The sequence below is a fragment of the Microbacterium cremeum genome (genome assembly GCF_015277855.1).
GTDB lineage: Bacteria > Actinomycetota > Actinomycetes > Actinomycetales > Microbacteriaceae > Microbacterium > Microbacterium cremeum.
Genome location: NZ_CP063812.1, coordinates 2778134 through 2791515, shown reverse-complemented (window position 1 = coordinate 2791515; position 13382 = coordinate 2778134). Strand labels below are relative to the sequence as shown.

Sequence of the window (13382 nt, the reverse complement as noted above, 5' to 3'; positions counted from 1 at the left end):
AGCGAAGAGAGCGGATGCCCCGGGTCGGGGCATCCGCTCATCTTCTGTTCGACACGCGTCAGCTGTGGACCCAGACCTCGGTTCCGACGGGGGCCCAGCGGTAGACGAACTCGGCGACGTCGGTGGGCATGTTGACGCAGCCGTGGCTCATGCGGTTGCCGAAGTTGTTGTGCCAGTACGTGGCGTGGAAAGCGATGTCGGGGGCGAACCACGTGAGCCACTTCACGCCCTTGGTGCAATAGCTGTCAGTGCGAGTGGGGTCGTAGCACAGCGCACCCAGGTCCTGCACGGCAGTGTGTGCGTACACGCGGAAGCTCCCCGTGGGCGTCGGCGTGCCCGGAAGCCCTGACGAGATCGCGTACGACTGCACGACGTTGCCGTTCTCGAACAGGTACGTGCGCTGGGCACCCAGGTCGACCTCGATACGGCGGGCGAGCGCGACGGTCTCCACCGGCACCTCGGCGACCGGGAGCTCGTAGACCGCGTTGCCGTCCGCGAGCTGGGCGGCGAAGTCGGAGGCGATGTCGGAGGTGTCGCCGAGCTCGCGTCCGCTCTGGCCGGCGGCCTCCTCGCGCAGCACCTTGCCCGCGGTGTCGGTGATGACGCGCGCGTTCTCGGGGGCGCGGTTGACGGCGGGCGCGAGGGTGTCGACGACCGACTGGATCGCCGCGGAGTCGGCGGTGATCTCGAACTCGCCCTCACCCGGTGACACGGTGAGCCAGGATGCTGCGGCCGCCCGGTCGACCGGTACGGTGCGTTCCTCGCCGACGTAGAAGCCGACGGTGTCGAGCATGCTGTTCAGCTGCGAGACGGTCGCATCCGCCGCCTCGGTGGGGATTCCCGCCGGGACGTCGGCGATCACGGGATCGATCTCGACGCTGGTCTGCCCTGCGTCGAAGGCGTCCTGCAGCGCGGACTGGACGGTGGCCACGTCGATGCCTGTGCCGAGCGTCGCAGGCGTCGCGACGTACGAGGCCGACGCGGGGTCGAAGGTGATGACGGCGTCGACCGGGTCGGTGTAGACCTCGGGCATCACGGCGCGCAGTGCCTCGGTCGCGGCTGCCGGGTCGAGCTCGACGGCGGCGTCGGCGGGCGGGGCGAACCACGCGGTGGGATTCCACATCGGGTGCTCGGCGAAGGCCGCATCCGCGAGGGCCTTGGCGTCGACGGTCGCGCCCAGCTCGGCCCCGGTGACCTCGACCTCGCCCTCCTCGCCCACGATGACGACCGTCGTCTCGGCGAGGCGCTGGTTGATCGCGTCGGCGGCGGCGCCCGGCGTGAGCCACCCGACCGGCACGCCGGCGACCGAGGTCCCGGGGGCGATCAGGATGAGCGACGCGGCCACGAGGCCGACGGTTGCGACAGCTGCCGCCGCGCCGATCCACAATCCCGTGCGCTTCTTCTTCGGCTTCGGCTCGGGGTCGGCCCACGCGTAGACGGGAGTGGCGGCATCCGTCGGTGCCGTCTCGGTGGCGGGGGAGAGGGTCGCGGTGGCCGTCGCTGCCACCAGAGCGGTGGGCGCTGTGCCGGGCGCCGGGGTGACCACGGTGGGAGCGTCATCGACGGGGGCGACGACCGCAGGGGGAGCGCCGGCGTCGAACTCGACGACGGATGCCTCGCCCTCGTCCTCGAGGTGCTCGGCGTCGACGGACTCGGCCTCGGCGACCTCCGCGTCGACGGGTTCGGCAGCGGATGCCTCGTCGACGGTCTCGACGGGCTCTGCGACCTCCGCATCGACGGCCTCCACGGGCTCGGCGTCAGCGTCGTCCTCGTCGGCGGTCTCGGCGTCCTCGTTGGCGGTCTCGGCGTGAGCGTCATCCACATCGGCAGCCGCGGGCTCGAGATCGGCCTCGTCCTCCGCGTCGACGGTTTCCTCCGCGTCGACGGCGTCAGTGTCATCCGCGTCCACCGTGTCGTCGCCGGCGACCTCCTCCGCCACCTCCTCCGTCGAAGCGTCCTCGTGCTCGTCGTGAGCCTCGGCGGCATCGGAGTCGTGGGCGGGTTCGGCCTCGGCGGAGTCCTCGGGCTCGTCGGCGACCTCGGGCTCGTCCTCGACCTCGGGCTCGTCCTCGACGGTGTCGTCGAGGTGCTCGAGGTCGTCGGCATCCAGATCGAGATCGTCGTGCGCGGGGTCGACGGAATCGCCGATGGCCGGCTCGTCCTCAGACTTGTCGGCGTGTGGCTCGGTCGCCAGATCCGTCACGCTTTCACCCCCCGACTGTGATCAACGCTCAGACCATGGTAGAGGACGCAGTCTGAGGGTTGGGTTACAGGCTGATCACGCGAAGCGCCGGTCACGCCCGGAATGTGCGCGCCTGCTGACCCAGGTCTCCACTGTAGGGCCGGCGATTGTCACAGGTTCGTAAAGTTCTCACGCGATACGGATGAAACGGCTTGCAATTTGTTTGTTCGTAAGGTCTACTAACAAACATGCCCATCGATGCGCCGCAGACCTCCACGGCGACCGCCCGAGCCTTCGCCCCTGGCCGCACGCTCCGCCAGGGCGCCAAGGTCCTTCCGGAGCATGCGCGCGGGCACAACCGCGCTCTGCTGCTGCAGACCCTGTTCCACCAGGGTGCCATGAGCCGTGCCGACCTCTCGCGCGAGACCGGGCTGACCCGCGTCACGATCTCCGACCTGGTCGCCGAGCTGATCGCCGACGGATTCGTCGCCGAGATCGGGGTCCGCGAGGCCTCCGGGCCCGGCAAGCCCGCGATCCTCGTCGATCTCGACCGGAGCGGTCACCGCATCGTCGGTCTCGACCTGTCGGGCAGTGACACCTTCATCGGCGCCGTGCTGACCCTCGACGGCGACATCGTCGCGCGGCGTGAGGTCGAACTCCCCGGCGCCGACGAACTCGTCGCGACGGTCGTCGAGCTGGCGCGTGCCCTCGTCGCGGACTCGCACGCCCCCGTGCTCGGCATCGGGGTGGGAACGCCCGGCGTCGTCGACGACCACGGCGTCATCGTCACCGCGCCGAACTTCGGCTGGGCCGGCTTCGACCTCGAGACGGCGCTGCGCCAGGCCCTCGACCTGCCGGTCCTCGTCGCCAACGACGCCAACGCGGCGGTCCTCGCCGAGTACACGTTCGGCGGCGCCCCCGACGACGTCCTGCTCGTCAAGGTCGGTCGAGGCGTCGGCTCGGGCCTGCTCCTGGCCGGGCAGCCGATGCGTGGCAGCAGATTCGCCGCCGGTGAGATCGGCCATGTCACGGTCGGCACCGACGGCGGTCCGCCGTGCGCGTGCGGCAAGGTGGGATGCCTCGAGGCCTGGCTGTCGGTGCCCTCGCTGACGTCGCGCCTCGCCGAGGCATCCGACGCCGCGGCCCGCGAGGGCGTGCTGCGGGATGCGGGGGAGCGGCTCGGCATCGCCCTCGCCCCGGTCGTCGGCACTCTCGACGTGTCGGAGATCGTGCTCTCCGGCCCCACCGAACTTCTCGGCGGCTCCCTCGCGGATCAGGCTGTCGAGACGCTCCGCGCACGTACCCTCGCCCCGTCTCACGACGACGGTGTGCGCGTGCGGATGACAGCGCAAGGCCAGGACATCGTCCTGCGCGGCGCGGCCGTCATGGTCCTGTCGGGACAACTCGGGGTGTCGTAGCGCGCACGCGCGGCACCCCCGCATCACCCCCCCGGATGGGCCACCCGGTCCACCCAACACCGAGAGAACACAGAGGAAGACACATGAAGAAGACGCTTGGAGCTGTGGCGCTCCTGGGCGCATCGGCGCTTCTCCTCGCCGGCTGCGGCGGCAGCGGCGATGGCGCGGGCTCGAACGACGCCGAGGGTGCGGAGATCCGCGTCTGGCTGGTCGGCACCGACACGCCGCAGGATGCCCGCGACTACCTCAAGGAGACGTTCGAGGAGGAGAACCCCGGCTCGACGCTCGTCATCGAGGAGCAGCAGTGGACGGGTCTCGTCGACAAGCTCACCACGAGCCTGTCGTCCAACGACAGCCCCGACATCGTCGAGATGGGCAACACGCAGGCCCCGGCATTCACGTCCAGCGGTGCCCTGCTGAGCCTCGACGACATCTACGAGGACCTCGGCGGCGACGACCTGCTCCCCGGCTTCGTGCAGGCCGGCACCTGGGATGACACCTTCTACGCAGCGCCGTATTACTCGGGTGCGCGCGTGGTGTTCTACAACACCGCGATGTACGAGCAGGCCGGCGTGGCCGTGCCGACGACGCTCGACGAGTACGTCTCGAACGGCGTGGCGCTCACCGGTGCGCTGCCGGGTGTCTCGGGCGTGTACTTCCCGGGCAAGGACTGGTACAACGCGCTGCCCTTCATCTGGGAGAACGGCGGCGAGATCGCGGTTCAGGACGGCGACGAGTGGGACGCGCAGCTCTCCAGCGACGAGTCCCTCGCGGGCCTCGCGCAGGTGCAGGAGCTCATGACCCAGGCATCGCTCGCCGCGAAGGACGGCGACGAGGCCGACGGCTGGGTGCCGTTCCGCACCGAGCAGTCCGCGACGTACTCGGCGCCGAGCTGGGCGTACTGGTCGATCGTGGCCGACGAGGACCAGCAGCCGACCGCGGTCGCCGAGACCACCGGCTACTTCGCCCTCCCGGGCATGGACGGTGGCGCCGCGCAGGTGTTCGCCGGCGGCTCGAACGTCGGCATCGCGGCGAAGTCGTCGAACCCCGACCTCGCCAAGAGCGCGCTCGAGATCATGATGAGCGACGAGTACCAGACGATCCTCGCCGAGAACGGCCTGGTCCCGGCTCTCGTCTCGCTCGGTGGTGAGGTCGCGGCGGCCACGCCCGAGCTCGCGACCGTCATCGCCGAGGCTGCGGCCAACGCGAAGCTGACCCCCGCGTCGCCGAACTGGGCCGACGTCGAGGCACAGGGCATCATGCAGGACCTGTTCGTCAACATCGCGAACGGCGGCGATATCGCCGCGCTCGCGGCGGCCGCCGACGAGCAGATCGAGTCGATCCTCAACGGCTGATGCCGTCCGACGGGGTGCTCCGCGCTGCGGGGCACCCCGTCCCATGCCCGACCGCAAACGTCACAATCGTGTTAGGAGGCGTGCCATGACGACCATCCCCGCTCAGGCGTCCGCTGCGCCCTCATCTTCGCCGCCGGCGCCCGAGCCCGAGACCCCGCCCCGCAAGCGCCGCATCTCGTGGGCGCCGCTGGGCCTGCTCGCCCCCGCGCTGATCATGCTGGTGGTGTTCATCGGCTGGCCGCTCGTGCAGCTGGTGATCATGTCCTTCCAGGAGTTCGGGCGCGCCCAGATCTTCGGCGCGCCGCCCGAGTTCATCGGCCTCGGCAACTACATCGACGTGCTCACCGATGCAGAGTTCTGGGCGGTCCTCGTCCGCAGCGTCGCGCTCTGCGTCGTGAGCGTCATCGCCACCATGGTGCTCGGCGTGGCGATCGCCGTCATGATGACCAAGCTCGGCAAGGTCATGCGCACCGCCCTGTCGAGCGCGCTGCTCCTGGCGTGGGCGATGCCGGCCCTCACCGCCACGATCGTGTGGGGCTGGATCTTCGACTCCGACTACGGCCTGGTCAACTGGGTGCTCACCCAGCTCACCGGCGAGAACTGGATGGGCAAGAGCTGGCTCATCGACCCGGTGAGCTTCTACGCGGTCGCCGCGATCATCATCACGTGGGGTGCCGTGCCGTTCGTGGCGTTCAGCACCTATGCCGCGCTCACCCAGGTGCCCGACGAGGTGCTGGAGGCGGCGTCGCTCGACGGCGCCGGAGGGTTCGCGCGCTTCCGCCTCATCGTCATGCCGTACCTCCGCTCGATCCTGCTGGTGCTCCTGATCCTGCAGGTCATCTGGGACCTCAAGGTCTTCGCGCAGATCTACGCGCTGCAGTCGATCGGCGGCATCCGCGCCGACACCAACACGATCGGCGTCTACATCTACTCCGTCTCGATGGCGTCGGGCGATCTGGGCGCCGGCGGCGCGATCTCCGTCATCCTCGTGGTGATCCTTCTCGCGGTGTCGGGGTACTGGATCCGCGCCATGCTCAAGCAGGAGGAATCATGAACGCGCGTCCTCGGCGTCTCGCCTCGAGGGTCCTCCTCAACGTCACCGCGCTCGTCGTCATCGCGGCATCCCTGTTCCCCGTCTACTGGATGGTCAACACGTCGCTGCTTCCGGCATCGGCCGTGCAGACGCCCACCCCGCACTGGTGGCCCGACGAGTTCACGCTGAGCAACTACGGAGACGCCCTCAACGACGGGCTGGCGACGGCGCTGCTCAACTCGCTCGCGGTCACGGGCATCACGCTCGTGGCGGGCCTCTGCTTCGGGTTCCTCGGCGCGGTCGCGGTGTCGCGCTACCGCTTCCGGTCCCGCAAGGCCCTGATCATCGCCATCCTCGTGCTGCAGATGATCCCGGCCGAGGCGATGATCGTCTCGGTCTTCCGGGTGCTCGACGGCTGGCACCTGCTGAACACGATCATCGGGCTCAGCTTCGTGAACATCGCACTCGTGCTGCCGTTCGCGATGTGGTCGCTGCGCGGCTTCGTCAACGGCGTGCCCGCCGACCTCGAAGAAGCGGCGATGATCGACGGATGCAGTCGCTCCGGGGCCTTCTGGCGCATCACGTTCCCGCTGCTGGCGCCCGGCCTGATCGCGACCGGCGTGTTCGCGTTCATCCAGGCGTGGAACGAGTTCGTCTTCGCCCTGGTGATCATGACGCGTCCGGAGTCGCTCACTCTGCCCATCTGGCTGCGCGCGTTCGTGCAGGCCACGAGCGCCACGGACTGGGCGGTCGTGATGGCGGCCTCGACCATCATGGCGATCCCGGTCATCGCGTTCTTCCTGATCGTCCAGCACCGTATGACCAGCGGTATGGTGGCCGGGGCGGTCAAGGGCTGATGCGCGTGCTGCACTCCGCCGCCTCTCACAGGGAGGTCGGCCGATGAAGGTCGGGCTCGATGTCGGCGGCACGAAGATCGAGGCCGTCGCGGTGGACGGCGACCTGCGCGTCGTCGGGCGGGTCCGCATCCCGACCGGATGGGGACCGGATGCCGTGACCCGCACGATCGTCGAGGCGGTCCGGGCGCTCGGCACCGAGGCGGGAGTCGACCTCGCGCTCGTGCGGTCGGTGGGCGTCGGCATCCCCGGCCAGATCGAGGCCGGCAGCGGCCGCGTCGTCCATGCCGTGAACCTGGGTGTCGAGGAGCTCGACCTGGTCGCAGCGCTCGAGCCGCGTCTGGGCGTGCCGGTGCGGATCGAGAACGACGTGAAGGCGGCAGCCCTCGGTGCGTACGCGCTGCTGAGCGGCGCCGCGCGCCCCCCGCGATCGATGGCATACCTCAATCTCGGCACGGGCATCGCCGCCGGCATCGTCTCGGACGGCGTGCTGTGGCGCGGCGCCCGCGGCACCGCAGGGGAGGTCGGGCACATCTCGGTCGACCCGAACGGACCACTGTGCCGCTGCGGGCAGCGGGGCTGCATCGAGGCGTTCGCCGGCGGCGGCGCGATCGCCGAGCACTGGGCGCGTCGCAGCGCCCTGCCGGTGCGCGATGTGTTCGACGCCGCCGACGCGGGCGAGCCTTCGGCGATCCAGCTGCGCGCGGGCCTCGCCCGCGGGGTGGCCGCTGCGATCAGGGTGCTGGTGCTCACCGCCGACGTCGATATCGTGGTGCTCGGAGGGGGCGTGACGGCTCTGGGCGATCGGCTGATGACGGATGTCGCAGCCGAGCTGTCGGCCAGCGCCGAGGCATCCCCGTTCATGCGCTCGCTGCGCCTGCGCGAGCGGGCCGAGCTGCTTCCGCCGGGTTCGCCGGCGGCCGCTCTCGGCGCCGCCCTCGTCGGCGCCGCGGGCGATGCGAGGCACGACACCCAGGAGGCCCTGATTCATGGTTGAGAAGTTCCGTGGCTGAGATCGTCATCGTCCCAGACAAGGAGGCGGCCGGCGCGCTCGTCGCCGACCACATCGCGGGGCTCATCCGCGAGAACCCCGAGACGGTCCTCGGCCTCGCGACCGGGTCCACCCCGCTGCCGGTGTACGAGGCGCTGCGTCCGCGGCTCGAGGGCGTCGACGTGTCGCGGGTCCGCGGGTTCGCGCTGGACGAGTACGTCGGCATCGATCCGGCGCATCCCGAGAGCTACCGTTCGGTGATCACGCGCGAGGTGGTCGAGCCGCTCGGGCTCGATCGGGCGCTCATCCGCACGCCGGACGGGTCCACCGCGGGCATCGAGCACCACGGTGAGGAGTACGAGGCCGCGATCCTCGATGCGGGTGGGATCGATCTGCAGATCCTCGGCATCGGCACCGACGGTCACATCGGCTTCAACGAGCCCGGCTCGTCGTTCGCGTCGCAGACGCGGGTCAAGACCCTCACCGAGCAGACGCGCCGCGACAACGCCCGCTTCTTCGACTCGATCGACGACGTGCCGATGCACTGCATCACGCAGGGTCTCGGCACGATCCTGCGCGCGCGGCATCTGGTGCTGCTGGCGTTCGGCGAGGGCAAGGCGCCGGCGGTCGCCGGTGCTGTGGAGGGGCCGCTGTCGGCGTCGCTGCCGGGCTCGGCGATCCAGCTCCACGCACGTGCGACGGTCGTCATCGACGAGGCGGCCGCGTCGCGCCTGACCCGCGCCGACTACTACCGCTACGCGTACGACAACAAGCCGGACTGGCAGGGCATCTGAGGCCTAGGCTGTGGCCATGGTCTCCGCGCCCGCACCCGACGACGCCGGCTCGCTGCGACAGACCGGGCCTGCCGGGGCTCCAGCCGCGGCCGCGCGCGACGCGTGGCTCGCGTGGACCATCGGCGGGTCCCTGCTCGTGGCCCACTCGGCCGTGATCCTGATGTTCAACGGCATGCCGATGCCTCTCCCCGGCGGCCCCCTCGTCCTCGTCGCGGTGTGGGCCGGCGCGCTGCTGGTGCTGGCCTTCGGCATCCGCCGCTCGGGCAGCGTGGTCGCGCGGCGTCCTCTCGGGGTCGCCGCTCTCGCGGTGGCGGCCGTGATGCCCCTCGTGTCGATGCTGGTGTGGTCGGTCGTCCCCCTCGACAGCGCCGACCCCGCGATCGGCGTGATGGTCGGTCAGGCCCTCGCGGTCGTCGAGCTCGCCGCACTCGCAGTGGCGGCGGTGGCCATCGCGCGCGGCGGCGCGGTGCCGCATCGGCTGCGCTGGGCGCCGCTCATCGTGCTCGCGGTGTCCGCCGGTGCGCAGATCGCGGTTCAGGCTGTCGCCGCGACGGCGCCGGACGCTCTCGCCCAGCCGGGCGTGATCGCGTTCTTCATGGGGGCGACGCTCCTCGGCACGCTCGGCATCCTGCTTCTCGGCATCCTTGCGATCGTCCTCGCCCCGCGCGACCGGGTGAGATCCGACGAGACCGTCCAGGTGTTCCCGCCGGTCGCCTGACCGACGGCGAGCGCGGGATGCCGCGGCTCAGCGCCAGGCGAACCGGATGAGGTGGTTGCGGCTGAGCGGGGCGAGAGGAGTGCTCGCGACCTCGTGCTCGCCGATCCACCGCAGCTCCGCGATCTCGGCGGCGGTCCGGCCGCTCACCGCGCGAACACCTTTCCGGGGTTGAGGATGCCCTGCGGATCGAACACGCGCGTGATCCGGCGCTGCAGCTCCCACTGGTCCTCGCCGAGCTCGTCGACGAGCCAGCGGCGTTTGAGCACGCCGACACCGTGCTCGCCGGTGAGGGTCCCGCCCAGGCGCAGTGCCGCCCGGAAGAGGTCGTCGGCGGCGGCCCAGATGCGATCCGGTGCCTCGATCACGCCGAACTCGTCGGGTTCGGCGTCGAAGATGAAGTTCGGATGCAGGTTGCCGTCGCCGGCGTGGGCGACGGTGGGGATCACGACGTCGTGCTCGCGTTCCACGCGTGCGATCTCGTCGAACATCGCCGGCAGCGCGCTTCGGGGCACCGACACGTCCTCGATGAGGGCCGTGCCGAGGGATTCCATAGCCGGGTGCATCGACCGTCGGATCGCCAGCAGCCGCTCGCCCTCGTCGCGGTCGCGCGACACCGCGACGGTTCCGCCCGCAGCGCGCAGCACGGCGGCGATCGCGTCCGCCTCGGCCGCTGCGGCCGCGCCGTCGGTCTGGATCGTGAGCTCCGCGGCACCCGGTGTCGGCGGCTCGAGGGCGAGCAGCGCGTGCACGGCGGCGAGGGATGCGGCATCCATCAGCTCCATGATCGCCGGCTGCGCACCCGACGCCGTGACGGCCGCGGATGCCTCGGCCGCCGTGCGCACGTCGCGGAACGTCGCCGCGATCGTGCACACCTCGCCGGGCACGAGCCGGCGCAGCTTCAGAGTGGCGCCGACGATCACCCCGAGAGTGCCCTCGGAGCCGATGACCAGCGACGTGAGATCCAGACCCGTGACGCCCTTGACGGTGCGATGGCCGAGGTGCAGCAGACGCCCGTCGGCGAGCACCAGGTCGATGCCCAGCACGGCGTCGCGCACGACTCCGTACTTCGCGCACAGCAGCCCGCCGGCGCCCGTGGCGATGTTCCCGCCGACGGTCGAGATGGCGCGGCTCGCGGGGTCGGGCGCCCACCACAGGCCGTGCGGAGCGAGCGCCGCGTTGAGATCGGCGTTCAGGATCCCGGGTTCGACGACGGCCGTGAGGTCGTCGGGGCTCACCTCGAGGATGCGGTCCATCGCGCGCACCGAGAGCGCGATCTCGCCGCCGCCCGCATTCGCTCCGCCCGCCAGCCCCGTGCCGGCACCGCGGGTGACGACGGGGGTGCCGGTCTCGCTCGCGATGCGCAGGACCTGCTGCACGTCGTCGACGGAGCGGGCGTGGACGACGGCGATCGGGAGTCCGGATGCCGCGTGCCCCGACTTGTCGGCGCGCGCCGCGGCCAGCGACTCCGGCGCGGTGTCGACCCGCTCGCCGAGAACCGAGCGCAGGCGCTCGAGGACGCCGGCCTCACTCACGAGAGGCGCCGGCGACCCGCGACCACTCCGACCGCGATCGCGACCACGCCGAAGCCCAGCCCGACCCAGACGTTGCCCATGCTCCACCAGGCCACGCTCGCCGACGCGTACACGAGGAGCTCGACGATCCCGCGGACGAACGGGTGCACCGCGAAGACGGCGCGGGGCGAGACGAACAGTGCCCACACGAGGATCGCCGCGACGGGCGCCACGATGCCGGCCGCGATGTTCCACGGGAACGGCCACATCGTGAAGCCCCACAGCGCCAGCGTCGCGAACGCGAAGATCTCACACAGGAACGCCAGGACGTCGATGGCCGTCAGCGGCGCACGCGTTCCCGGTGCCTGCTCGGCGGCCGGTGACGGGGCGCCGCCGGGCGCCGCGGAGGCGGTCCTGTTCGAGGGCGCGGGGGAGCCGTTCGGCGTGTCGGACATGCCTCAAGTCTACGGCGCGGGGTGGGCGCGGCTCACGGTCGCGGGCGGCGGCCGGCCCTCGTCACGCGGAATCGGTCGCGGATTCCGCGTCGGCAGAAGCCGTGGCCTCGGAGCTGAACGGGCGGCCGTGCTCGCCCGCCGCCGAGACCGCGCTCGTGGCAGCCGTCGCAGTGGCGAGCCCGGGGGCTCCGAGGCCCATCGGGGTGTTCTCGCCCTTGGGCGCCGCGCCCCGGGGCGACTTCCCGCCGGTGCCGGTGGCGGTGCCGGTGCCGCTGCCGTTGTCCGGGTTGCCGGTGCCGTAGTTCGGGGTGCCGTTGTTCGGGTTGCCGTTGCCCGGCACGCCGCCGTTGCCGTTGCCGGTGCCGTTCGTCGGGGTGCCGTTGCCGGTGACCCCGTCATTCCCGGTCACGCCGCCGTTGCCGTTGCCGTTGCCGTTGCCGGCCCCGTGGGGCGGCGCGCCGGTGCCGTGCGACGGGGATCCGTGCCCCGGGCTCTCGGGCGTGCTCGTGACGGGCGTGCCGCCGCCGTCCGTGGGGGCGGCGGAGGCGTCGCCAGCGGGCGCCTCGGTCACGGTCTGACCGCCGGCCGACGCCGCCGCGGCGCTGCCGTCGGTGGGCGGCGCGTCACCGGAAGCGGCGACAGTCGACTCGGGTATGACCGGAATGTCGGCCGGGCGGGGTCCCGCGTCGAGCAGGGCGGGACGGTCGCCCTTGGACGACAGCAGGCCCGGGGTCAGGGGGACGGTGTCGGAGATGCTCGTCGACTCCGTCTTCACCGGCTCGGGCGCTGCGGCGGGCAGCACGACGGCGGCCGCGACCACGCCGCCGACGACGACGAGGCTCGCCGCGATGCCGGAGGCGGCGCCGATGCCGGCGAGTGCCGAACCGGTCACGCCCGCCGCCGCGGTCGCGGTCGCGGCCGAGGCGCCGACCGTGGCCGCTGTCGCGCCGGCGGATGCGGTCGCGCCGACGGATGCGGTCGCGCCGGCGGATGCCGACGCAGCGGAAGCGCCCGCGCCGAGGCTTGCCGCCCCGGTGCCCGACGCGGCGCCGGCCCCGGCAACGCCCGAGCCGGTCGTCGCGGCGCCTGTCGCGCCTGCGCCCGCGGCGGCGCCCTTGGTGACGGTGGGGATCACGGTGACGGCCCCCTGCACGACGCCCGAGGGCATCGCCGCGAGCGCCACGAGCGGGGCGCTCGCCCCCTGCAGCGTCGCCAGGTATCCGGCGGCTCCGGTCGCCCCGAGGGCCAGCGGCAGCAGCACGAGCGCGAGCCGGCCCGAGACCTCCTTGGCCTCACTGGCGACGATGGTGCAGCGCACGCAGTCCGCCAGGTGACGATCGACCTTCGCCTGGTCGCGTCGGCCGAGGTTGCGGCGCGTGTGGGCGCCGAGATGCTCGATGGTCCACTGGCAGTCCGAGCCGTCGGCGACGGTGCGGAGGTGCGCCTGGATCCAGGCCTCCCGCAGTCCTTCCCGTGCGCGGAAGGTGAGTTGCGCGACCGCCGTGGGCTTCATACCGAGCAGCGGTGCGATCTCGGCGGGCTTCATCTGCTCGATCTCGGAGTACCACAGCACCTCCTGCCAGCGGGTCGGCAGGCTGCGGAACGCCTGGTGCGTGAGTCCTCGGTCGAGGGCGGCCTCGCTGACATGCTCTTCGGCAGCCGGGTCCTCGACGCCCTCGAGCGCTTCGTACGGGGCATCGCGCTGGGCGCGGCCCCACGTCGCGGCGGTGTTGCGGATGCTCGTGAACAGGTACGCGCGGAACGAACCGGTCGGCCCGCGGCCGGTGAGGATCGACTGGTAGATGCGGGTGTAGGCCTCCTGCACCAGATCGTCGGGGTCGAGGCTCGAGGTCAGGTTGCGCGCGACGGTCACGCCGGCGCGGTAGTGACGCCGCCACAGCTCGCCGAACGCGCCGCGATCGCCGGACCTCGAGCGCAGCACCAGGTCCGCGTCGGCGAAACCGATCGGCTCGCGCGCCTCGTCGTGATCCATCGCATCCCCAGGGTGTCGGCGGGCGCGGGCGGCCTTCGACCGTGCCCTCGTGCGGGCTCCCAGCGCCGCACCCGTCCA

At 71.8% G+C, this 13382-nt stretch carries 11 protein-coding genes; 7 read left to right on the top strand and 4 right to left on the bottom strand.

The genetic code is table 11. The features are described from left to right. Nucleotides 1–58 precede the first annotated feature (58 nt). On the bottom strand, nt 59–2203 hold the full coding sequence (locus IM778_RS12670; protein ID WP_228484538.1) for a L,D-transpeptidase family protein: 2145 nt from the start codon (nt 2201–2203) through the stop codon (nt 59–61). Nucleotides 2204–2430: 227 nt separating this feature from the next. Between IM778_RS12670 and IM778_RS12665 the strand changes: the two genes are divergently transcribed. The 7 genes from IM778_RS12665 (at nt 2431) to IM778_RS12635 (ending at nt 9345) form a co-directional block, all read left to right on the top strand. Then, nucleotides 2431–3600, top strand: a complete 1170-nt coding sequence (locus IM778_RS12665; protein ID WP_194409224.1) for an ROK family transcriptional regulator — start codon at nt 2431–2433, stop codon at nt 3598–3600. Nucleotides 3601–3683: 83 nt separating this feature from the next. After that, entirely contained in the window at nt 3684–4955 is a 1272-nt protein-coding gene (locus tag IM778_RS12660) for an extracellular solute-binding protein (protein ID WP_194409223.1), read from the top strand. Nucleotides 4956–5040: 85 nt separating this feature from the next. Beyond that, nucleotides 5041–6009 carry a carbohydrate ABC transporter permease gene (locus IM778_RS12655; RefSeq protein ID WP_194409222.1) on the top strand — a complete coding sequence of 323 codons (969 nt, stop codon included), beginning with the start codon at nt 5041–5043 and terminating at the stop codon, nt 6007–6009. Next, complete coding sequence (locus IM778_RS12650; protein WP_194409221.1) at nt 6006–6845, top strand: carbohydrate ABC transporter permease; 840 nt, start codon at nt 6006–6008, stop codon at nt 6843–6845. The genes IM778_RS12655 and IM778_RS12650 overlap by 4 nt, the downstream gene beginning before the upstream one ends. A gap of 43 nt (nt 6846–6888) precedes the next feature. Then, nucleotides 6889–7839: an ROK family protein gene (locus tag IM778_RS12645; RefSeq protein ID WP_194409220.1), complete on the top strand. Its 951-nt coding sequence runs from the start codon at nt 6889–6891 to the stop codon at nt 7837–7839. Nucleotides 7840–7847: 8 nt separating this feature from the next. Then, nucleotides 7848–8627 carry a glucosamine-6-phosphate deaminase gene (locus tag IM778_RS12640; RefSeq protein WP_194409219.1) on the top strand — a complete coding sequence of 260 codons (780 nt, stop codon included), beginning with the start codon at nt 7848–7850 and terminating at the stop codon, nt 8625–8627. Nucleotides 8628–8643: 16 nt separating this feature from the next. Next, entirely contained in the window at nt 8644–9345 is a 702-nt protein-coding gene (locus IM778_RS12635; protein WP_194409218.1) for a hypothetical protein, read from the top strand. Nucleotides 9346–9488: 143 nt separating this feature from the next. Here IM778_RS12635 and IM778_RS12630 read toward each other — a convergent pair whose 3' ends face one another. The 3 genes from IM778_RS12630 to IM778_RS12620 all read right to left on the bottom strand — a co-directional run bounded on the left by IM778_RS12630 (nt 9489) and on the right by IM778_RS12620 (nt 13304). Further along, a complete protein-coding gene (locus tag IM778_RS12630) occupies nt 9489–10877 on the bottom strand; it encodes an FAD-binding oxidoreductase (protein ID WP_194409217.1) in 1389 nt (462 codons plus the stop codon). Further along, a complete protein-coding gene (locus tag IM778_RS12625) occupies nt 10874–11311 on the bottom strand; it encodes a YrdB family protein (protein WP_194409216.1) in 438 nt (145 codons plus the stop codon). Before IM778_RS12625 ends, IM778_RS12630 begins: the two co-directional genes overlap by 4 nt. 61 nt (nt 11312–11372) lie before the next feature. Further along, nucleotides 11373–13304, bottom strand: a complete 1932-nt coding sequence (locus tag IM778_RS12620; RefSeq protein ID WP_194409215.1) for a sigma-70 family RNA polymerase sigma factor — start codon at nt 13302–13304, stop codon at nt 11373–11375. Between the last annotated feature and the right edge of the window lie 78 nt (nt 13305–13382).